The sequence below is a fragment of the Micromonospora sp. NBC_00860 genome (genome assembly GCF_045207375.1).
Taxonomy (GTDB): domain Bacteria; phylum Actinomycetota; class Actinomycetes; order Mycobacteriales; family Micromonosporaceae; genus Micromonospora; species Micromonospora vinacea.
The window spans coordinates 7,006,138-7,025,906 of record NZ_CP108825.1 but is presented as its reverse complement, the minus strand read 5'-3'; the positions used below and the strand labels follow the sequence as shown (position 1 = coordinate 7,025,906).

Annotated in this window: 22 protein-coding genes and 2 pseudogenes; 19 read left to right on the top strand and 5 right to left on the bottom strand. The window is 70.9% G+C overall.

Features of this window, described 5'->3' with window-relative positions; translation table 11 throughout:
- Positions 1–23: 23 nt before the first annotated feature.
- Positions 24–794 carry a class I SAM-dependent methyltransferase gene (locus OH804_RS32555; protein WP_406061450.1) on the bottom strand — a complete coding sequence of 257 codons (771 nt, stop codon included), beginning with the start codon at positions 792–794 and terminating at the stop codon, positions 24–26.
- 270 nt (positions 795–1,064) lie between these two features.
- Here OH804_RS32555 and OH804_RS32550 point away from each other — a divergent pair, with 270 nt between their 5' ends.
- The 5 genes from OH804_RS32550 (at position 1,065) to OH804_RS32530 (ending at position 3,313) form a co-directional block, all read left to right on the top strand.
- On the top strand, positions 1,065–1,463 hold the full coding sequence (locus OH804_RS32550; protein WP_196919696.1) for a hypothetical protein: 399 nt from the start codon (positions 1,065–1,067) through the stop codon (positions 1,461–1,463).
- Between the two features lie 186 nt (positions 1,464–1,649).
- Positions 1,650–1,799 carry a hypothetical protein gene (locus tag OH804_RS32545; RefSeq protein ID WP_231392409.1) on the top strand — a complete coding sequence of 50 codons (150 nt, stop codon included), beginning with the start codon at positions 1,650–1,652 and terminating at the stop codon, positions 1,797–1,799.
- Positions 1,796–2,179, top strand: coding sequence for a hypothetical protein (locus OH804_RS32540; RefSeq protein ID WP_406061448.1), 384 nt, complete (start codon positions 1,796–1,798; stop codon positions 2,177–2,179). Before OH804_RS32545 ends, OH804_RS32540 begins: the two co-directional genes overlap by 4 nt.
- Positions 2,176–2,523 (top strand): hypothetical protein, encoded by a 348-nt coding sequence (locus OH804_RS32535; RefSeq protein ID WP_406061446.1) that lies wholly within the window; start codon positions 2,176–2,178, stop codon positions 2,521–2,523. Before OH804_RS32540 ends, OH804_RS32535 begins: the two co-directional genes overlap by 4 nt.
- 418 nt (positions 2,524–2,941) lie before the next feature.
- Positions 2,942–3,313, top strand: coding sequence for a hypothetical protein (locus OH804_RS32530; RefSeq protein WP_327041919.1), 372 nt, complete (start codon positions 2,942–2,944; stop codon positions 3,311–3,313).
- A gap of 27 nt (positions 3,314–3,340) precedes the next feature.
- On the opposite strand, the gene OH804_RS32525 is transcribed toward OH804_RS32530, so the two are convergent.
- The gene (locus tag OH804_RS32525) at positions 3,341–4,102 is read right to left on the bottom strand and encodes a DUF6928 family protein (RefSeq protein ID WP_406061444.1); all 762 of its coding nucleotides are present in this window, start codon (positions 4,100–4,102) and stop codon (positions 3,341–3,343) included.
- Between the two features lie 1,212 nt (positions 4,103–5,314).
- Here OH804_RS32525 and OH804_RS32520 point away from each other — a divergent pair.
- The 5 genes from OH804_RS32520 to OH804_RS32500 all read left to right on the top strand — a co-directional run bounded on the left by OH804_RS32520 (position 5,315) and on the right by OH804_RS32500 (position 7,683).
- Positions 5,315–5,707 carry a YbaB/EbfC family nucleoid-associated protein gene (locus OH804_RS32520; protein WP_196919699.1) on the top strand — a complete coding sequence of 131 codons (393 nt, stop codon included), beginning with the start codon at positions 5,315–5,317 and terminating at the stop codon, positions 5,705–5,707.
- The gene (locus OH804_RS32515; RefSeq protein ID WP_196919700.1) at positions 5,707–6,021 is read left to right on the top strand and encodes a type VII secretion target; all 315 of its coding nucleotides are present in this window, start codon (positions 5,707–5,709) and stop codon (positions 6,019–6,021) included. Before OH804_RS32520 ends, OH804_RS32515 begins: the two co-directional genes overlap by 1 nt.
- 19 nt (positions 6,022–6,040) lie before the next feature.
- Positions 6,041–6,766, top strand: coding sequence for a WXG100 family type VII secretion target (locus tag OH804_RS32510; RefSeq protein ID WP_196919701.1), 726 nt, complete (start codon positions 6,041–6,043; stop codon positions 6,764–6,766).
- A 160-nt stretch (positions 6,767–6,926) separates the two neighbouring features.
- Complete coding sequence (locus OH804_RS32505) at positions 6,927–7,403, top strand: EndoU domain-containing protein (RefSeq protein ID WP_406061441.1); 477 nt, start codon at positions 6,927–6,929, stop codon at positions 7,401–7,403.
- 22 nt (positions 7,404–7,425) lie between these two features.
- The gene (locus OH804_RS32500; RefSeq protein WP_146754740.1) at positions 7,426–7,683 is read left to right on the top strand and encodes a hypothetical protein; all 258 of its coding nucleotides are present in this window, start codon (positions 7,426–7,428) and stop codon (positions 7,681–7,683) included.
- 236 nt (positions 7,684–7,919) lie between these two features.
- Here the strand turns inward: OH804_RS32500 and ychF are convergent, their stop codons facing one another.
- Entirely contained in the window at positions 7,920–9,005 is a 1,086-nt protein-coding gene (ychF, locus tag OH804_RS32495) for a redox-regulated ATPase YchF (RefSeq protein ID WP_112670729.1), read from the bottom strand.
- A gap of 143 nt (positions 9,006–9,148) precedes the next feature.
- Here ychF and OH804_RS32490 point away from each other — a divergent pair, with 143 nt between their 5' ends.
- Complete coding sequence (locus tag OH804_RS32490) at positions 9,149–9,718, top strand: exonuclease (protein ID WP_406061438.1); 570 nt, start codon at positions 9,149–9,151, stop codon at positions 9,716–9,718.
- A gap of 3 nt (positions 9,719–9,721) precedes the next feature.
- Here OH804_RS32490 and OH804_RS32485 read toward each other — a convergent pair whose 3' ends face one another.
- Together OH804_RS32485 and OH804_RS32480 are read right to left on the bottom strand one after the other, a co-directional pair.
- A complete protein-coding gene (locus tag OH804_RS32485; protein WP_406061436.1) occupies positions 9,722–10,456 on the bottom strand; it encodes a Type 1 glutamine amidotransferase-like domain-containing protein in 735 nt (244 codons plus the stop codon).
- Positions 10,457–10,579: 123 nt separating this feature from the next.
- Positions 10,580–11,083: a hypothetical protein gene (locus tag OH804_RS32480; protein WP_231392411.1), complete on the bottom strand. Its 504-nt coding sequence runs from the start codon at positions 11,081–11,083 to the stop codon at positions 10,580–10,582.
- A gap of 139 nt (positions 11,084–11,222) precedes the next feature.
- On the opposite strand from OH804_RS32480, the gene OH804_RS32475 reads away from it, so the two are divergent.
- The 8 genes and pseudogenes from OH804_RS32475 (at position 11,223) to OH804_RS32440 (ending at position 19,755) form a co-directional block, all read left to right on the top strand.
- A complete protein-coding gene (locus OH804_RS32475) occupies positions 11,223–11,732 on the top strand; it encodes a SigE family RNA polymerase sigma factor (RefSeq protein WP_406061434.1) in 510 nt (169 codons plus the stop codon).
- Positions 11,729–12,238 (top strand): hypothetical protein, encoded by a 510-nt coding sequence (locus OH804_RS32470; protein WP_406061432.1) that lies wholly within the window; start codon positions 11,729–11,731, stop codon positions 12,236–12,238. The genes OH804_RS32475 and OH804_RS32470 overlap by 4 nt, the downstream gene beginning before the upstream one ends.
- Positions 12,239–12,456: 218 nt before the next feature.
- On the top strand, positions 12,457–13,899 hold the full coding sequence (locus OH804_RS32465) for an FAD-binding oxidoreductase (protein WP_406061430.1): 1,443 nt from the start codon (positions 12,457–12,459) through the stop codon (positions 13,897–13,899).
- 87 nt (positions 13,900–13,986) lie between these two features.
- Positions 13,987–15,009: pseudogene (locus OH804_RS32460) on the top strand (bifunctional transcriptional activator/DNA repair enzyme AdaA); the annotation flags it as partial.
- A 120-nt stretch (positions 15,010–15,129) separates the two neighbouring features.
- Positions 15,130–15,477, top strand: a pseudogene (locus OH804_RS32455) (DNA-3-methyladenine glycosylase family protein); the annotation flags it as partial.
- A complete protein-coding gene (locus tag OH804_RS32450) occupies positions 15,474–15,983 on the top strand; it encodes a methylated-DNA--[protein]-cysteine S-methyltransferase (RefSeq protein ID WP_406061428.1) in 510 nt (169 codons plus the stop codon). The pseudogene OH804_RS32455 and the gene OH804_RS32450, both read left to right, overlap by 4 nt.
- Positions 15,984–16,021: 38 nt before the next feature.
- The gene (locus OH804_RS32445) at positions 16,022–17,878 is read left to right on the top strand and encodes an ABC transporter ATP-binding protein (protein WP_406061426.1); all 1,857 of its coding nucleotides are present in this window, start codon (positions 16,022–16,024) and stop codon (positions 17,876–17,878) included.
- Positions 17,875–19,755 carry an ABC transporter ATP-binding protein gene (locus tag OH804_RS32440; RefSeq protein WP_406061424.1) on the top strand — a complete coding sequence of 627 codons (1,881 nt, stop codon included), beginning with the start codon at positions 17,875–17,877 and terminating at the stop codon, positions 19,753–19,755. The genes OH804_RS32445 and OH804_RS32440 overlap by 4 nt, the downstream gene beginning before the upstream one ends.
- Positions 19,756–19,769: the final 14 nt, after the last annotated feature.

Genomic DNA, 19,769 nt, shown 5'->3' with positions numbered 1-19,769 from the left:
TCGGGTCGCCGGGTCGCCGGCCGTCAGTGCCGCCGGGCGCGCAGCACGCCGGTCAGCATGGGCAGCGTGAATTCGCCGTGGGCGGTTTCGGGTCGGCTCCCGAGGAAGGCGCGGACCCGACCGAGCGTGGCCGCTCGCTCCTCGTCCGGCATGACCAGCATCCCGGCCCGCGTGGCGAGCGTCGCGACGAGCGAGTCGGCGGTACGACGCTGACCGTGCGGGAACTCGACCTGCTCCGCCGACCCGAACCGGGCGATCAGGCCGGTGCTCGGAACGAGCATCCCCGCCGTCGCCGCGCGCCAACTGCCCAACGTGTCACGTGGGCCGATGGCCGCACTCCCGCTGACCCGTTCGAGCCCGGCGACCCAGTCGATCCGGTCGTCCATGATGTTCCACAGACCGGCCAGGACGCCGCCGGGGGCGAGGACCCGGGCGATTTCCGCCCCGGCGACGGCCATGTCGAACCAGTGCAGGGCGTTGCCAGCCAGCACGGCGTCGACGGAAGCGTCCGGCAGCGGGATCGACTCCGCACTACCCGGCAGGGCACGGACCCCAGGCAGCGCACGGCGTAGCTCGGTGAGCATCGCCGGGTCAGGCTCGACCGCCACGACGTCCGCGCCCACCGCCACCAGCGTCGCGGACAGCTTGCCGGTGCCGGCGCCCAGGTCGAGCACGCGCAGGCCGGGCGCGGGCTCCAGCGCCCACCGCACCGCGGCCTGCGCATAGTCCGGGCGGTGCTCGGCGTACGCGGTCGCCGCCGCGCCAAACGACGATCGGAGCAGCTGGTCTGCCATGCGGTCAACCTCCCGAGCCCGGCGGCCCCGCCGCCCCGGGCTACATCCAGCCCCAGCAGCATCGACGATGGCCGTGATCCCGAGCATGGCAGACAAGCGGAGCCTGGGCCACCGCCCAAAAAGCGAGACTCACTGGCTCCATTTACCTGAATCTACCAACCAAAGCCCTGATCAAGCCACGTTTATCTATCCGTTACCAGGGCTGGACTTCGCAGAGATGACCTTAGCTATACGGTCCAACTCAGAGCCCTTACAGATATGGAGAACTCTATGAGGAAAGCAACGTCGAGGAGACTCGCAGCGGCGGGTGGCGCACTCACGCTCGCGTTTGCCGGCATTCTTCCGATCGCGGCACCGGCAGCAGCGGTCGAGCCCGGCCCGAGCGCGTCGGTGAGCGAGTTGGGCGAGGTGCCGGCGGAGGTCGGAACGTTGGCTTCCTGCTCGAACTGGACGCCGCACATGAGGCGGGTCATCGTCGGCAGCGCCGCGGTGCACACCAGCTATTCGGGGTCGTCCACCGTGATCGCCCACTGGAAGTCCAAGACGCTGTTCCGTATCGACAAGCGCTGTGTGAACGATGCCGGAAACCTGTGGTGGCACTCCGACTGCTGCACCGGCGTCAAAGGCTGGATCTGGAACGACTATACGGAGTTCGCCCACTACAACTGACCACCGCACAATGCGAAAGTCAGCTCCGCACTTCCCGCATTATGCTCAGGCAATAATGAGCATTCACCTGGCGGCCGGCCTCGCGCCTCGTCGGTGAAGTGGTCAGGGCGACAAGGTGTATCGTCCTATCAGACATCCAACCTTGTCACCCTGACCGCTTGCGTGTTGACCCGATAGGTGGCGGCCGTGGATTGCATCGAAGTTCGCTGCTGGCTTGACTGGTGGGCCAACTACGACCTCGATCCGGTCTTCACCCTGCGCTTCGCGGATGGCGACGCCATCGATGTCACAGTGCGCCCCAGCGCCGACCATCGCCGCTTCACCCTCACCCAGTGACGGGCCAGTTCGCCGGCTACATGCTCACCTACGTCCGTTGGTACTGGCCGGATGAGGACCGCTGGAACTACGACGAGCTGAACGCCGACCGGTGGGCATTGCGCCACGTCGAGCTACGCGGCTCGGACGGGGTCGTCATGGCGGCGGCGGCGCTCGCGGAGGTGCTCATCGCCCGTGATTCGGGGACCCAGGGCGCGGTGACCCAGTACGAACAGCGGTACGGAACTGTGCCGGAGGCCCCGTTCCCGCTACCCGACCCGGCGGTGGAACCCACTCTGGAAAGCCTGCCCTCGGAGGAGTTCGAGCGCCTCTGGCGGGACGCTCGCCGACAGCTGGAACAGCAGGCCGCACCTGACTCGTCGGTCCGGAACGAACAATGAACGCTCCGCTGCTACGCGCCACGATGGAGTCCGGCCAGATCTGGCACGACCCGTCAGAGGACCTGCTGTTCGAGTTGCTGTCGGACATGGAACGCGGCGAGGAACAGTTCCTCGTCGTGGAACGTCTCGCCGACGCCACCGGTCAGACGTTCGCGCAGGTTGCCCGCGCCGAGGCGAACGGATACCAGGTCGAGTACCGCGAGGGTGACGAGGACAGCCACTTCCAGGCGTTCACCGAGGACAAGCGGCTCGTCCACTCCGTGCTCACGGCGTGGGCCTTCGAACTGCCCGGATGGCGTACGGCGTTACCGTGGGCGCTCCTGCGCTTCGACGACCACGGGTGAGGGTGGACCCGGCTGACCGCCGAACACCCACTGGCGGGCGTGTCTGTCACTGGCGCCGCAGCCAACCCGGAGCTTCGGGTGCGGAGACCTCCAACGGGTCCGCGGCGGTCACGGATGTACTCCGCAAAGTGGCGACGACGGCTGAGGAAGTGCGGGTAGTGATCGCCTTCCTCCAACGGCGGAAACCCGCGCCGATCATTCCCATGCCCACCGCACCCAGTATCGCCTCGTTGAAGGGTCCTGGCTGCTCGATGGATCCCAAGGCGACCATGAGTCCGCCACCTGCCGTCGCCACACCCGCCAGCAGCAAGGTGACGCAGAGAACGAGACGAGTGCGCACCGCAACAGTAAAACTCACCGACCCACGCAGGACCGACTGTCGTCCGGCCCGAGTCTGATCTTCGAAGAGGTGATGGCCATGGATCGTTTCGAGGGCCGCTGCTGGCTGGACTGGTGGGCCAACTCGTCCACACTGTTCGGCAGCGCCGAGGTGACCGCCGTGATCACTGCCAGCGACGCCGGCTGGGAAGCCCACGGCCGCCTGGTCGGCGAAATCGACGAAGAACGCGACGGCTTCGCGTTCCTCTGCGACCTCGACCCCGTCTTCACGCTGCGCTTCGAAGACGGAAGCACCTTCGACGTCACCGTCCACGCCGCCGACGACCAGCGCCGGTTCACCCTCACCGAGTACACCGGGCCGGTCCACCGTCCGGTCAACATCAGCTGGGACGGATGCGTCAAGCACCAGGTGGGACCAGACACGTGCAGTCCGGTATCACGGCCTGCGTGACACTCCGCCGACCGAGGGACCGGCGAATCAGGAGCTTTCGAGGCTGACCTCGTGCATCGCCCCGTCCGGTCCCAACCGGAACCTCCGCGGCGCACCCATGGCCCGTCGTGCCTGCGCGTATGCGGCTTCACGCGCGGCCTGTTCCTCGCCGGACGGGTCGGTCACGCGGAAGCCGTGCAGGTGAACAGCCTCGGCGTCGATGTCGTCCGACTCGGGGTGCCCCTCGACGACGAAGCCGAACAGCGCGCGCAATGCTTGCTCGCCCAGCGCGAGGGGATGGAACGGCAGTGGGTACGGCGCTTGATCGGGCCAGCCCGGCACAGGCTCAACAGCATGCTCGCCTGCCCAGTAGGGCAGCTCGAAGTCGTACGGCTTGCCGATGTTCTCCCGGATGCCGCCGTCGGGCGACAGGCTCAGCGATCTGATGAGCGAGCCGTCTTCCCAGACGGCGAAGCTGAGCCAGTCCACGACCGAGTGCATCCCGTGCATGATGATCCGCCTGCCCGCTCCCGCTTCGCGCAGGTGCTCCGGCAGCTCGGACGGACGGTCGAGCGCCAGCCGCCGGTCGCAGTACAGCTCGGCCCCGGCCAGCTTCGTGGCGTACGTGATGTCATCTGGCGGGTAGACGTCGTCGAACAACGTGCTCTCGTCGAAGGGCTCCACGACGCGGCCCGGATGGATCTGACGTACCAGCGACTCGGTCTCGGATCGCTCCGAGCGCGTCGCCCCATACAACGCGGGACGCAAATCTCCATCGGCGAATGCCAGCAGGGCTGTCTTCGCGCCCACGTCCCTCCTCCAGGTCTTCGGCCGCGCACAAGCGCACGCACCCTACCTGCCGGCGAGCGTCCGAGGCGGTCGGCCTCGCGCGACCGACTCGCCGATCTTCTCCAACCGCCTGACCTACGGCAACAGGCCGGATTCAGACGTTGAAGCGGAACTTTGTGCCGCCGTGGCCTGACCTGTTCACGATGCTCGGCGTGCTGGTCGCGGCCCGTCGGCGGCTCATGCCACTTGTTGCTGGTTGCCGACGTTTGACGCTGTCTTGTGCCCCATGTGTGCCCCGACTCCGAGAGATGCTGCGTCACCAGCTCCGGCCGCCGGCAAGCAAGTCCTCCGCGCAAACGAGCGCTCGGAGGACTACCGCTTGGGTCAGCCCTTCGGCTGGATCGACATCAACTAGCAGCGTCGGTGCCTTACGACCCTCAGCCCAGGCACGCGCCTCCGGCGTCAACGCGTCGTCGATCCATACCGCAGGTCGTGAGCCCACATAGCTGGCGACGGCCGGAACCTTCTCCCGTGGCTCGAACGGGATCGGAGGAAAGCCGATCACGGGCAGCTGTGGAAGCTGTAGCACGGGTGCGAGAAGTCGATTCGCCTCGGCACCCCACCCGGTTGCCCAGGCTATCTCGAACCGGTCACCCAGCTCCCGAAGCCAAGCCGCGTGAGCGCGGCACAGCCGTACCGGCTCCTCGTCCGGGAAGAAGTCGAACTCCTCGTAGCCGGATGGACACACCTGCTTTTCTTAGGGGCCGCTGGTCGTCGCTGGTTATCTCTGGTCAGCGTTTGACGGCCCGATGCTTCGCCGAGCCGACACTGCGCAGTCTCGACGCCATTCATCTGGCGACCGCGCAGGTTCTTACCAACGAGTCCGGAGCGGAGTTAGTTCCCTTCGTCAGTTACGACCGGCGTCTGCTCGACGCTGCCAAGGCGGCCGGCCTGCCCACCGCGAGTCCTGGCCAGACGGGAAAGCTGCGCTTGCGGACCTCCGGGAGGCGCTGACCGGGCTCATCACACCTGGCCGCCCAGGTGGTGGGCGCTCCCTGGGCCGAACACCGCCGCCAGGTCGAGCAGGCCCGAAGAAGGCGATCATCAGCACCCACGTCGCCGCGATCCACAGTGACCGGATCACGCCGCATTCGCTCGGCAATCCTGGTGTGGCGGGCCGTAGCTACACTGGCGCCTCTGAATCCCCTGCTTGGCAACGGAGACGGAGGCGCGATGGTCAATCCGCTGTTGGACGCCGAGGATGCGCGCGAACGCCTGGAGGCATGGCAGGCCAACGCCGTGCGCCGGGCAGCCGACACGCAGGCCGCCGCTGCCGGCTTGGGCGCGCTGCGGGTCACGGCCAGCGACGCCCACGGGATCGTCGAGGTCACCGTCGACTCCACGGGGGCGATGGCCGACGTCCGGCTCTCCGCGCGGGCGCAGCGCGTGAGCCTGGAGCAGACGCAGCAGGCGATCATGGGCGCCTATCGCAACGCGCGGGTCAAGCTCGCCGAGGCCGCCGCCGAGGTCGTGCGGGAGACGGTCGGCGCCGACTCGGCGACCGGCCGGGCCCTGCTGGCCGGATTCCGGACCGCCGACACCGAGGACGAAGAGGGGCGTTACTGATGCACGGGGGGTTCGAGGTCGACGTCGAGGCGCTGCGCGCGCACGCCACGGCCATGTCGGCCATTCACGACCGCTTTGCCGCCGTCATGGCCGCGAGCGGCACCATTTTCCAGGCCGATGATGCGTACGGGCAGCTCTGCCAGTTCTTACCGCCCATCCTGGAGGGACGCCACCGGGACCAGGACAAGGGTGTGGGGATGCTCGCCGAGAACATCGCGCTGCTCGCCGCGGGAATCAAGAAAAACGCCGACGCCTACGAGCGGGCCGAGGAGTCGAACACCGACGGCTTCAACTCCTTCCACTCCGCGACCTGAGCCGGCCCGGCGCCCTCTCATGAGCAACCCACTGGTCGCCACGACCTCCGACATCGCTTCGACAAGCGCCGCGCACCGCGACGGCTGGACCGGCCTGCCGCTGGCCGACGACTACATGGGCATCAAGGACGCCATCGACTCCGGCAGCTGGATCGACGGCTCAGTCGCGGGCTTGGGCGCCGCTCTCGACGGGGCGTCCATCGTCATCGACCCGTTCAGCACGCTCCTGTCGATGGGCATCGAGTGGGCCATCGAGCAGGTCGAGCCACTGAAGCAGGCACTCGACTGGCTGGCCGGCGATCCCCAGACCATCGAGACGCACGCCTTGACCTGGGACAACATGGCCAATGAGTTGTTCTCCATCGCCGAGGACCTCAAGGCGCGGCTGGTCGGCGACCTCGACGGATGGCAGGGCGCGGCCGCCGACGCCTACCGCGACATCCTGACCATCAACATCGACGTCGCCGGGATCTTCGCGGGCACGGCCGCCGGCATGGGTGCCGCGACCCGTGGCGCGGGGGTCCTGGTGCAGACGGTGCGGGAGGTGGTGCGCGCCTTCATCGCCGACTGCATCGCCAAGGTCGTGGTGTGGCTGGCCGAGGTGGTCTTCTCTCTCGGCTTCGCCACACCGCTGGTTGTCTCCCAGCTCGCGATGGCCGTTGTCCGCTGGACCGGCCGCATCTTCGGCTGGCTGATGGGCCTGATCAGCAGCCTCTCCGCCCTTCGCGCACTCCTCGACGTCTAGGCGGCCCACGATGCGACAACTCATGGCGGCTCTGCGGACCACCGCCGTCCTGGTAGTCCTGTTCGCTGTGGCGGGCCTCCACAAGCACCCCTCAGGCCCCACCCCACCGCACGGCGGTGGCGACGATGGCCCCAAGCCTAAAAAGTTCAACCCGGCAATGATGCCCAAGCGCGTGGGAGCAGCCCAGCAGCACGGCCTCGATCGCGTCCGGGAGGGCCGCCCGAAGGACGCCGACACATCCGAGCCCGAGGTACCCAAGAGGACCAACCCCTGGGACGACCCCGAGTTCGCCGACGCCAAGTACGACATGGACCGCTTCGGTCAGATGGGCGACGGGGCGATGGACAAGATCTGGGACGGCGACGGCATGGGCAGTGGCGACCACAAGCCCTCGTCCACCGAGCCCGGCAAGACGCGCTTCCCGCCCGGCACCACCAAGGAACAGGTCGAGGGCTGGTTCAAGAGCATCGCCGCCAACCCCGACAGCCGCCCTAAGGCACGTCTCGACGGCGACGGTTGGCTCGTCACCGGCACCCGCGACGGCATCACCTGCGTCGTTATCCTGGACAAGGACGGCAGCATCGCCGGCGGCTACCCCGTCAGCGGCGAGGGCGTCACCACCAACCCGCTGGCCTAGCCACCGAACCCACGGGAGACCCATGGAAGTCATCGATTTCTACCGGCGCAGCCGCCGGATCACCGACCAGCTCGCACCCAGGATCAGCCCGGAGTACCGGCCGATCGTCCTGACCGCCGGAGGCGCCGGGGCCTGGGACCTGGCGATCCCGACGCTCGTCGGCGCCCTGTTGAAGGAGGACGTCGTGATCACCACGGCGGAGAAGGACGCGCTGCGGGAGCTCATGGAGTTCCGCCGGGAGCCTCTGACGCGCCTGGAGCAGATCCGGACCTCGGACTGACGGCGGAAGCGTAGATCGGGTCCCTCGAACCCCTGCACCGTGTCGACCAGCTGGCGTCCCAGACCTGGCCCGATCTCGGCGGGCATGTCGATGGCGACTTTCACCGAACGGTAGATCTCGGGATCCGACTGCGGAAGTGTCACCCCCGCCCCCATGCGGATTGAGTGGCAGTTCACGACCCGCTTCGCCGGCCCCTACCGGCACGACTACTACTGACCTGCGGGAACGGGTCGGTTTCAGACGTTGAAGCGGAACTCCACCACGTCGCCGTCCTGCATGACGTACTCCTTGCCCTCGATGCGGACCTTGCCCGCCGCCTTGGCCGCCGCCATCGAACCGTGCTCGACCAGGTCGTGGTACGAGACCACCTCGGCCTTGATGAAGCCGCGCTGGAAGTCGCTGTGGATGACACCCGCGGCCTCCGGCGCGGTGGCGCCGACCGGGACGGTCCAGGCGCGTGCTTCCTTGGGGCCGGCCGTGAGGTACGTCTGGAGGCCGAGGGTGCGGAAGCCGACGCGGACGAGCTGGTTGAGGCCAGGCTCGTTCTGCCCGATGGACTCCAGCAGCTCGCGGGCCTCATCCTCGGGCAGGTCCACCAGCTCAGACTCGATCTTGGCGTCCATGAAGATGGCCTCGGCGGGGGCTACCAGGGCGCGCAGTTCGTCGAGGAACGTCTCGTTGGCCAGCTCGGCCTCGTCGACGTTGAAGACGTACAGGAAGGGCTTGGTGGTGAGCAGGTGCAGCTCGCGCAGGTGCTCCAGCTCGATCTTGGCGGCGGCGGCCCCGGAGTAGAGGGTGGTGCCGCCGTCGAGCACCTCGATCGCGGCCTTCGCGGCGGCGACCGCGGCGGCCCGGTCCTTGCGGAGCTTGGCCTCCTTCTCCAACCGGGGCAGCGCCTTGTCCAGGGTCTGCAGGTCGGCGAGGATCAGCTCGGTGTTGATCGTCTCGATGTCGTCGGCCGGGGAGATCTTGCCATCGACGTGCACCACGTTCGGGTCGGAGAAGGCCCGGACGACCTGGCAGATCGCCGAGGCGTCCCGGATGTTGGCCAGGAAGGCATTGCCCCGGCCCTGCCCCTTCGACGCGCCGCGGACCAGGCCGGCGATGTCGACGAACGACACCGGGGCCGGCAGCACCTTCTGCGAGGAGAAGATCTCGGCCAGCTTGCCCAGCCGCTCGTCGGGCAGCCCGACCACGCCGACGTTGGGCTCGATGGTGGCGAACGGGTAGTTCGCCGCCAGCACGTCGTTCTTGGTCAACGCGTTGAAAAGCGTGCTCTTGCCGACGTTGGGCAGGCCGACGATGCCGATGGTGAGACTCACGACGGGCCAGCTTACGCCGGTCCCGGCCGGGCCGGTCCAGGCGGCTCCGATTCGGCACCTGGCAGGTGGTCGATCGTCGATCCCGCCGGGCCCCGGTGGACGTTGCTAATCTCCCGGTTCGATGTTCCGCTGCTGGAGGTGAGATGACCTCGACGTTGCCCGAGCTGTACATCGCCGTCGATGTGGAGGCGGACGGGCCGATCCCCGGGCCGTACAGCATGATCTCGCTGGGCATGGCCGTGGCCGGCCGCCCGGACCTCACCTTCTACACCGAGCTGCGTCCCATCTCCGACGAGTTCGTCCCGGCGGCGCTGGCCGTCTCCGGCCTGGACCGGGACCGTCTGCTGCGGGAGGCGCCCGCCGCGCAGGAGGCGATGGCCGCTGCGGCGGCCTGGGTCAACGGGCTGCGCCGGGTCGGCCGTCCGGTCTTCCTCGCCGCCCCGGCCGTCTGGGACGGCATGTTCGTGCACTGGTACTTCGTCCGCTTCGTCGGGCACAGCCCGTTCGGTGCCACCGGCTCCGGTGTTGATCTCCGCAGCTACTGGATGGGGTTGACCGGCAGCGAGTGGGTCCAGACCCGCAAGAGCACCATCAAGCACGAGCTGGGCCTGCACGACCTGCCGCACACCCACCACGCCGGGGAGGACGCCGCCGAGCTGGCCCAGGTCTTCGACGCGGTACTCCGCCGCCGGCAGCCGGACGACGAGGCGTGACGCTCAGCCGAGCCGGCGGGGGGCGATGACCGCCTCCCGGACGCTGCCGTCCGCGCCACGGCTGACCTCGTACGCCGAGACGCCCTCGCGGTCCGCGATCGCCTCGACCAGCCGGGTGCCCCGGTAGACCAGGCCGACGCCGTCGTCGGTGCAGTGGCTGGTGGGGAGCGTGCCGTCGCCGACCAGCTCGTGCATGAGCGGGCGGCGCTGACCCTCGCTGTCGTAGTGCACCCCGTTGCCGTACGGCAGCCAGGCCAGGCCGTCGGTGAAGCCGCGCAGCCGGGGGCCGAAGCTGTCGGTGGCACCGCCGACATGCCAGCAGATCGAGCCGGCCGACACGCCGGCCAGCACCACACCGGCCTGCCAGCACTCGTGCAGGATCTCGTCGAGCCCGTGCACCCGCCACACCGCGACCAGGTTGGCGACGCTGCCCCCGCCGACCCAGATCACGTCCTGGGCGAGCAGATGGGCACGGACGTCCTCGACGTTCGGCATCGGGAACAGGGCGAGGTGTGACAGCCGGAACCGGGTGTCGGCGAACGCGCCGTAGACGGCGGTCAGCGAGGTCGGCTGGTCGCCGACGGCCTGCCCGAGGTAACAGACCTGCGGCTGCGGACCCGCCTCGGCCAGCTCGGCCGCCAGCTCGAAGACCGGGCTGGGGCGCAGGTCGTAGGGCCCGCGGACGCCCCGGAAGAAGCCCATGCTGGTGGCGATGATGGTCGGTTCGCTGGCAGCCATCGGGGCGTCCTTCCGTCGGGGGCGGTGCGGCGTCCATCCTGCCGCAGCCGGCCTCCCGCCCGCGCGGTGCCAGCCCGACCGCCACCTGCGGGTGGCGGTCGAACACCCCCGCCACCCCCATGATCAGCCAGACTGGCCCGGGCGCCGTTGGCGGGGCACCTCAACCTCCGGCCGATGTCCCAGGGCCGGCCGGTCTGCCGGTGGTAGTTGCGCGGCGGCGGCGTGCGGCAGGGTGAACCGGTCGGCGGCGGCCGGCCCGGCCGAGACCGACTCGCGCAGCATCCAACGCACCTCGTCGGCCGTCCAGCCGAGCCCCGGCCGCGCGGCGATCTCGCGGACCAACCGCCGGCCGACCCGCGTGTCGTCGTCGTAGAAGCGCATGCACCAGTGGTGCGTCCACATCCCGAGCGCCCGCAGGCCCGCGTCGTCGAGTGAGCCGGCCAACCGGCCGCAGGCGGTGTCCGGAAAGCTCTGCTCGGGGTCGCCCGCCCGGTCCCGTTCGATGGCGCCCACGGCGGCCGGCGCGACGGCCCGCATCCGGCGGTAGAAGGACTGCGCCACCGCGCGGGGCAACGGCGGGAACGCACCCGGTGTCGACGCCGCCACCCAACCCGCCACGCTCGTCATTCGCCGCACCCCTTCTTCAGTTGGTGGCCGGACGCTACCCGGCACGACCGACACTTTCGGGCCGAAAAACCCCACCGATCGTGGATAGCGACGATGACCTGGGACGTCTGTATCTGTGACAACGAAACGGGGGTGGTGGGTGGACGAGGACGAGCGCGCGCGACTGGCCGAGTTCGTCGGCAGCCGGACTCCGGCGCTGATGCGGGTCGCGTACCTGCTGACCGGGGACCGCAACGCCGCCGAGGACCTGTTCCAGTCGGCGTTGGCGCGGACCATCCCGAAGTGGGGAACCATTCGGCACGCCGATCCCGAGGGCTACCTGCGGGTGGTGATGTACCGCGAGCAGATCAGCTGGTGGCGGCGACTTCGCCGGTGGCGGGAGACACCGCTCAACCCGGCGGACGAACCGGTCGGCGGCGACCCGAGCGGCGGCTCCGACGTGCGGTTGGCGATGCGCACCGCGCTGCGCCACCTGCCACCGACGCAGCGGGCGGTGGTGGTCCTCCGCTACTACGAGGACCTGCCCGAAGCCCGGGTGGCCGAGTTGCTGGGCTGCTCGGTGGGCACCGTGCGCAGCCGTACCCATCGAGCGGTGAAGCGACTACGCGACCTGCTGCCGGACGTCGACATGCTGGAGGTACGGCGATGACCGAACCCTTCGAGCACCTCATCCGCTCCACCCTCACCGACCTGGCCGAGGAGGCACCGATCGTGCATGACCAGTTGAGCCGAGCGGAACGACGGGTGCGCAACAGACGTCGCGCCACGGTGGCGGTGGGGGCGGTGAGCACCCTGGCGGCGATCCTGATCGCCACCCCGCTCGCCCTGGCCGCTACCGGCTCGGACGGGCCTCCCCCGGCCGTGCCCAGCCCGGCCGGTCCGGCGGCCGTGCCCAGCCCACCCGTACCCACCCCGTCCGCGCCCACCGGGTTGCCGACGGTCGAGCCGAGCCCTGGAGGCGCGGAAACGAACCCGTCGATCACGCCGGGCCCGCCCGGCGTCCCGGGCCAGCCGACGGTCAAGCCGAGCCCGGCGACTCCGCCGGGCCCGCCCGGAGTGCCGGGACGGCCGACTGTCTCACCAACCCCGACGACTCCGCTGGGCCCGCCCGGTGTACCGGGACGGCCGACTGCCTCGCCGAGCCCGTCACGTTGAGCAGCACCGGTCAGGTCGGTGGTTCTTCCGCCCCGGCCTGACCGGTCAACCCAGGAGATTCCGGTCACCTTCGCGCGGCGCTCCCCGTACCGGCGAGCGTCGCGCGCCGGGGCGACCGGCGGGCACCGGTCCACCGAATTTGTCGAGGCCGACATGCCCGCTCATTCTTGGGCCATGACCGATCCCGGACACCCGAGGCGCCCGCTGCGGGGGCGACGATGAGCACCGCCATGGCCCGGGTGCCCGACTCCCTCCGGGGGCAGATCGTCACCCCCGGCGACCGCCGGTACGCGCAGCTGCGCTCGACGTACACCAGGTCGGCGTCTCCGGCTGCCGTCCTGCTGCCGAAGAGCACCGCGCAGGTGGTCGACGCGCTGCGCTACGCGCGGGAGCAGCGGCTGCCCATCGCGGTCCGCAGCGGTGGCCACGGCCTCTCCGGAGCCTCGTCCAACAACGGTGGGGTGGTCATCGACCTCTCCATGCTCAACCGGGTTCAGGTGATCGACGAGCGGGCTGGGCTGGTCCGGGTCGAGGCCGGGGCCCGCTGGGCGAACGTCGCGAAGGCGCTGGCCCCGTACGGCCTGGTGATCAGCTCGGGTGACTACGGCGGCGTCGGCGTCGGCGGCCTGGCCACCGGCGGTGGTGTCGGCTGGCTGGTCCGCGCCCACGGCCTCACCATCGACCGGGTCCGCGCCGTCGAGGTGGTGCTGGCGGACGGGACGCTGGTACGCGCGGACGCCGACCACGAGCCGGAGCTGTTCTGGCTGGTCCGCGGGGCCGGGGCCGGCGCGGGGATCGTGGTGGCCTTCGAGATCGAGGCGGCCGAGCAACGCAACGTCGGTGTCGCGCAGCTGGTCGTCGAGGCGCATCCGGACGGTCGCACCGTCCGGGAGTGGACGAGCTACCTCGCGCACGCGCCACGGGAGCTGTCCGCCGCCGCCGTGGTGTTCGCGGAGGGTCGATCGGTCCTCATGTCCATCACCGCCGTGGTCGCCGCCGAGAGCCTGCGCCGGGCCCGACCGGCTGTGGAACCGCTGCTCGCCATCGGCAAGGTGCTCGAACACCGGACCGACCTGCTGCCCTACCCCACGCTGGTGCCGACGGCGCATCTCAACCCAAACGTCGGGCAGCAGCGTGGCACGACCACGAACGGCCTGTTCGCAGCGCTGGACGACGCCGGGGCGCGGGCCGTGACGCGAGCGGTGACCGGGCCGGGGCGGGCGGTGATCCAGCTCCGCTCGTTGGGTGGGGCGGTCAACGACGTCGCTTCCGACGCGACCGCGTACCCGCATCGTCACCAGGACACGCTGATCGTGGCCTCGGTGTTTCCGCCGCAGGCCGACTCCGCGTTGAACGTCGCCTGGCGGGCCGCCGGGGCGCGCGCCGACGGCGCGTACGTCAACTTCGAGAGCCGGCCGGATCCGGCGGCGTTCGCCCGGATCTACCCGGGCGAGACCGGCGCCCGGGTCCGGCGGCTGTGGAAGCGGTACGACCCGGACGGCGTGTTCCGGTCGGCGCTGCTGACCGGCCAGGCCAACCGAGCTGGCCAGGCCAACCGGTCCAGCCAGGGCGCCCGGTCCAACGGTGCCGGCCAGGCCGACCGGACCGGTCAGGGCTCCCGGGCCGGCCGGTCCGGCCAGCCGCACCGACGCCGCCGCTGACGCCGAGGCGGTACCCGCGCAGGCCGCGCACACCCAGGTCCGATTCCCGCCAGCCGATGACCGGTCGGGCGGGGCATCATCGGTGACATGGAGATGGACTTCGAGCGGTGTTACCGGGCCGTGGACAGCCGTGACCAGCGGTTCGACGGCTGGTTCTACACCGGTGTGACGTCCACCGGCATCTACTGTCGGCCGTCCTGCCCGGCGATCACGCCCAAGCGGCAGAACGTCCGGTTCTTCCCGTCCGCCGCCGCCGCGCAGGGTGCCGGGCTGCGCGCCTGCCGCCGCTGCCGGCCGGACGCCGCGCCCGGCTCCCCGCTCTGGGACGTCCGGGCGGACGTGGTCGGTCGGGCGATGCGGCTGATCGCCGACGGCGTTGTCGACCGGGACGGCGTGCCGGGCCTGGCCTCCCGGCTGGGCTACACCGAGCGGCACCTGCACCGGATGCTCAGCGCCGAGATGGGTGCCGGGCCGCTCGCGCTGGCCCGGGCCCAGCGCGCCCAGACCGCCCGGATCCTGATCGAGACGACCGACCTGGCGATGGCCGAGATCGCGTTCGCCGCCGGCTTCGGCAGCGTGCGGCAGTTCAACGACACGCTTCGCGAGGTGTACGCGAGCGCCCCGTCGGACCTGCGCGCGGCCCGTGGCCGCCAGCAGGCGCCGGCCGGGGCGGGGACCATCGCGCTCCGGCTGGCGTACCGCCCGCCGCTGCACGCCCGGGCGCTGCTGGACTTCCTCGCGGTACGGGCGCTGCCCGGCGTGGAGAAGGTCCGCGACGGGACGTACCACCGGGGTCTGCGGTTGCCGCACGGCACCGGCCGGGTGGCGCTGACCCCGGCGGACGGGCACGTGGCGGCGACGTTGCGCCTCGCCGACCTGCGCGACCTGGCGCCGGCGGTGGCCCGTTGCCGCCGGTTGCTCGACCTGGACGCGGACCCGGCGGCCATCGACGCGACGCTGGCCGCCGACCCGGCGCTGGCCCCGGTGGTCGCCGCCGAACCCGGCATCCGCGTCCCCCGCGCAGTCGACGGCTTCGAACAGGCCGTCCGCGCCATCATCGGCCAACAGGTCTCGGTCACCTCCGCAAGAACAACCCTCACCCGCCTCCTCTCCCATCACGTTGATCATGAGGTTGACGTGGTCGATGGAGATCAAAGTCCAGGTCAACCTCATGATCAACGGGGTGTGTCGGAGGGTGGGCTGCGGGCGTTCTTGAGCGCTGAGGACCTGCTGGGGGTTCCCGACTCGGGGTTTGGGATGCCGGTGGGGCGGCGGGAGGCTTTACGGGGACTGGCTCGGGCCGTGGTGGACGGGTCTGTCAACCTCGCCGCTGGGGTGGACCGGGGGGAAGCCGTTCGAGGGCTGCTCGCGCTCCCGGGCATCGGCCCGTGGACCGCCAACTACCTGGCCATGCGCGCCTTCGGCGACCCGGACATCCTGCTCAGCTCCGACCTCGCGGTCCGGCGCGGCGCCGCCGCGCTCGGCCTGCCCGACACCCCGACAACCCTCGACAGGTACGCCGAACGTTGGCGCCCCTGGCGGTCCTACGCCACGATCAGACTCTGGAGAGCGGCATGAACATCGACAGCACCGTACTGAGCACACCGGCCGGCCCACTGAGCATCCTCGCCGGCCCCGACGGTGACGTACGGGCGGCCGGCTTCACCCCGGACCCGGCGGCGCTGCTGCCCCTGGTCCACCCGGCCCTGCGGGCACCGCTACGGGAGCGCGCCGACCTCGGCCCGGTCAGCGCGGCCGTCCGCTCCTACCTGGACGGTGACCTCGCCGCCATCGACACCGTGCCGGTACGGCAGCGCACCGGTGGCGAGTTCATGGCGCACGCCTGGCAGGTGCTGCGCGAGGTGCCGCCGGGCACCCCGGTCACCTACACCGGGTACGCCGCGCTGGCCGGTCGACCACCGGCGGTGCGGGCCGCCGCGGCCGCCTGCGCCCGGAACGCGGCAGCCCTCTTCGTGCCCTGTCACCGGGTGCTTCGCACCGACGGCACGCTCGGCGGCTACCGCTGGGGGCTGGACGTGAAGAAGTGGCTTCTCGGTCATGAGCGGCGCGTGACAACAAGCTGACAGGAGCATCGACACCTGTTAGACGCTACCGTCTGGTAGTGCCTGTGGAGAGCGACGGCGACCCGGCCGCCCGGGCCGCCGCGGGCACCCACCCCGTGCACAACCTCTGGCGGCTGCGCCCCTACCTGCGCCCGTACGCCGCCGAGTTCGCCTGGCTGCTCGTCGCGGGGCTCGCCGGCACTGCCGCCGGGATCGCCGTACCGCTTGTCGTGCAGCGGGTCGTGGACGGGCCGGTGGCCCGACACGAACCGGAAGGGCTGCTCCAGCTCGGCGGCCTGGCGCTGCTGCTCGGCGTCGTCGAGGCGGTGCTCATCTTCATCCGTCGGTGGGTGCAGTCGTCCTCGGCGGTGGGCATGGAGGCGGCGCTGCGCGCCGACGTCTACGCCCACCTGCAACGGCTGCCCACGAGCTTCCACGACCGCTGGCAGTCCGGCCAGTTGCTCTCCCGGATCACCAGCGACCTGTCGGTGATCCGCCGGTTCCTCTCGTTCGGCGTGTTCTTCCTGGTGCTCAACCTGACCACGTACGTGGTCGTGGTGGTGCTGCTGATCAACCTGCACCCGGCGCTCGGGGTGCTGGTCGCGGCCAGCGCGGTGCCGCTGCTGCTGATCAGTCGCCGGTTCGGCAGGCACTACCACGCCGCGTCCCGTCGGATGCAGGACCAGCAGGGCGACGTGGCGACGCTGGTCGAGGAGACCGCGCAGGGCCTGCGCACCATGAAGGCGTACGGGCGGGGGCCCGAACTGGCCGCCCGCTTCGCCGGTGCGGCCCGGCGGCTGCACGACACGGGTGTCGGCAAGGGACGGTTGCTCGCCAACACCTCGGCGCTGCTCGACCTGGTCCCCAACGTGACCCTGGGTGTGGTGCTGGCGGCGGGGGCGGCCGCCGCCGCGCGGGGCGCGCTCACCATCGGCGAACTGGTCGCGTTCGTCAGCCTCCAACTGATGCTCATCTGGCCCGTGCAGTCCCTGGGTTGGATCATCGCCAACGGTCAGGAGGCGGCCACCGCCGCCGACCGGATCCAGGAGGTGCTGGACACTCCACCCCAGATCGTGGACTCCCCCGGCGCTGTCGCGCTGCCGCGCGGCGCGGTGCACGGTCGCCTGCGCTTCGAGCGGGTCGCGTTCAGCTACCCGGGTGCCGGCACGGCGGTGCTGCACGAGATCGACCTGAGCGTCGAGCCGGGCGAGACGCTGGCCCTGGTCGGCGCCACCGGCTCCGGCAAGAGCACGCTGCTCTCCCTGGTACCCCGACTGCACGAGGTGACCGCCGGCCGGATCACCCTGGACGGGCACGACCTGCGCGAGCTGCGGCTCGCCTCTCTGCGCCGACTGGTCGGGGTTGCGTTCGAGGAGCCCACGCTCTTCTCCATGTCGGTGCGGGAGAACCTCACCCTGGGTCGCCCGGACGCCGGTGACGACGAGGTCCGCGCGGCCCTCGCGCTGGCCCAGGCCGACTTCGCGTACGACCTGCCGTGGGGGTTGGCCACCCGGGTGGGCGAGCAGGGGCTGTCCCTCTCCGGCGGGCAGCGGCAACGGCTCGCGTTGGCGCGGGCCGTGCTCGGCCGACCCGCGGTGCTGGTGCTGGACGACCCGCTCTCCGCCCTCGACGTGCACACCGAGGCCCTTGTCGAAGCGGCGCTGCGGCGGGTCCTGCGCGACAGCACCGCGCTGCTGGTGGTGCACCGGCCGTCGACGATCGCGCTGGCCGACCGGGTCGCGCTGCTGGAGGACGGGCGGATCACCGCTACCGGTCGGCACTCCGACCTGCTGGCCACCGTTCCGGCGTACCGGGCGCTGCTCGCCGCCGAGCCGCCCGCCGGGCAGCCACCGCCGGCCGGAGCCAGCGGGCCGAGTTCGTCCCCTTCGGACGGGTGGGGGCTGGTGCGTTCGTGAGCGTGCCGAAGCAGGCCGACCCGCCGCCCGAGGAGGAGCCCGAGCTCACCCGCTGGCGGGGCACCGCCACCGACCCGGAGGCCGACCGCAGTCGAGCCGAGGACACCAGCCCCGAGGCGGTGGCCCGGCTCCGCCGGCTCAGCCGGACCCTGCTCGGCGACCTGCTCCGACCGCACCGGAGGCGACTCGCCGCGGCGGTCGGCCTGCTGCTGGCCCAGAACGGCGCCGCGATGGCCGGCCCGTACCTGGTCATGATCGGCATCGACCGGGCCATCCCGCCGTTGCGCGCCGGCGACGCCGGCCCGCTGATCACCGTCGCCGGGGCGTTCGCGGTGGCCTCGGTGACCGAGTACGCGGCCCGCCGCGGCTTCCTCACCCTCTCCGCCCGGATCGGCCAGGCCGTGCTGCTCGACCTGCGGCAGCGGGTGTTCGGGCACTTCCTGCGGCTGTCGGTGGGCTTCCACGAGCGGTACACGTCCGGCCGGATGGTCTCCCGGCTCACCAGCGACCTGGACTCGATCGCCGAGCTGGTCGACGGTGGGATCGACAGCCTGGTGCTGGCCGGCCTCTCGATCCTGTCGGTGGCCGCCATCCTGCTCTGGTTGGACCTGCCGCTGGCGGCCGTGACGCTGTTCGCCTTCCCGTTCCTGTTCTGGCTCTCCCGCTGGTTCGCCCGGTCGTCGGCCAGCGCGTACCGGCGGACCCGGGACGCTGTCGCGCTGGTCATCGTGCACTTCGTCGAGTCGATGCGGGGCATCCGGGCGGTGCAGGCGTTCCGCCGGGAGCCCCGCAACCAACGGATCTTCATGGCGCTCGGCGACGACTACCGACGGACCAGCCTGCACGCGTTCCGGCTGATCGCCACGTACTCGCCCGCGATCAAGCTGATCGGGAACGTCACAGTGGCGGTGGTGCTCTGCTACGGCGGTTGGCGGGTGCTCGGCGGGCAGACCGAGGTCGGCGTGCTCGCCGCGTTCCTGCTCTACCTGCGCCGCTTCTTCGAGCCGATGCAGGAGCTGAGCCAGTTCTACAACTCGTTGCAGTCGGCCACCGCCGCGCTGGAGAAGCTGGCCGGGGTGCTCGACGAACGACCGGCCGTCGCCGAACCGGCCCGGCCCACGCCGCTGCCGACCGGGCCCGGCCGGGGTGAGCTGATCTTCCGGGCGGTCAGCTTCGGCTACCGGGCCGACACCCCGATCCTCTGCGGGCTGGAGTTGACAGTGCCGGCCGGGCAGACAGTGGCGCTGATCGGGCCCACCGGGGCGGGCAAGTCGACGATCGCCAAGCTGGTCGCCCGGTTCCACGACCCCGACACCGGCACGGTCCGGTTGGACGGGGTCGACCTGCGCGACGTACGCGACGCCGACCTGCGCCGCGCCGTGGTGCTGGTGACGCAGGAGAACCACCTGTTCAGCGGGACCGTCGCGGAGAACATCCGGTTCGGTCGCCCGGGGGCCGACGACGCCGCCGTCCAGGCCGCCGCGCGGGCGATCGGCGCGCACGACTTCATCGCCGCACTACCCGAGGGGTACGCCACCCAGGTGCACCGACGCGGCGGCCGGCTCTCCGCCGGGCAACGCCAGTTGGTCGCGTTCGCCCGCGCGTTCCTGGCCGACCCGACAGTGCTCATCCTGGACGAGGCGACGTCGTCGCTGGACGTGCCGACCGAACGTCTCGTACAGCGGGCACTCGGCACCATCCTGCGCGACCGCACGGCGCTGGTGATCGCCCACCGATTATCCACAGTGGAGACCACCGACCGGGTGCTCGTCCTCGACGGCGGAACTGTCGTCGAGGACGGCCCACCCGCCGTGCTGGCCGAGGCCGACGGCCGGTACGCCGCACTGCACCGCCAGTGGCGCGACTCGTTGATCTAGGCGGGCCGCCACCG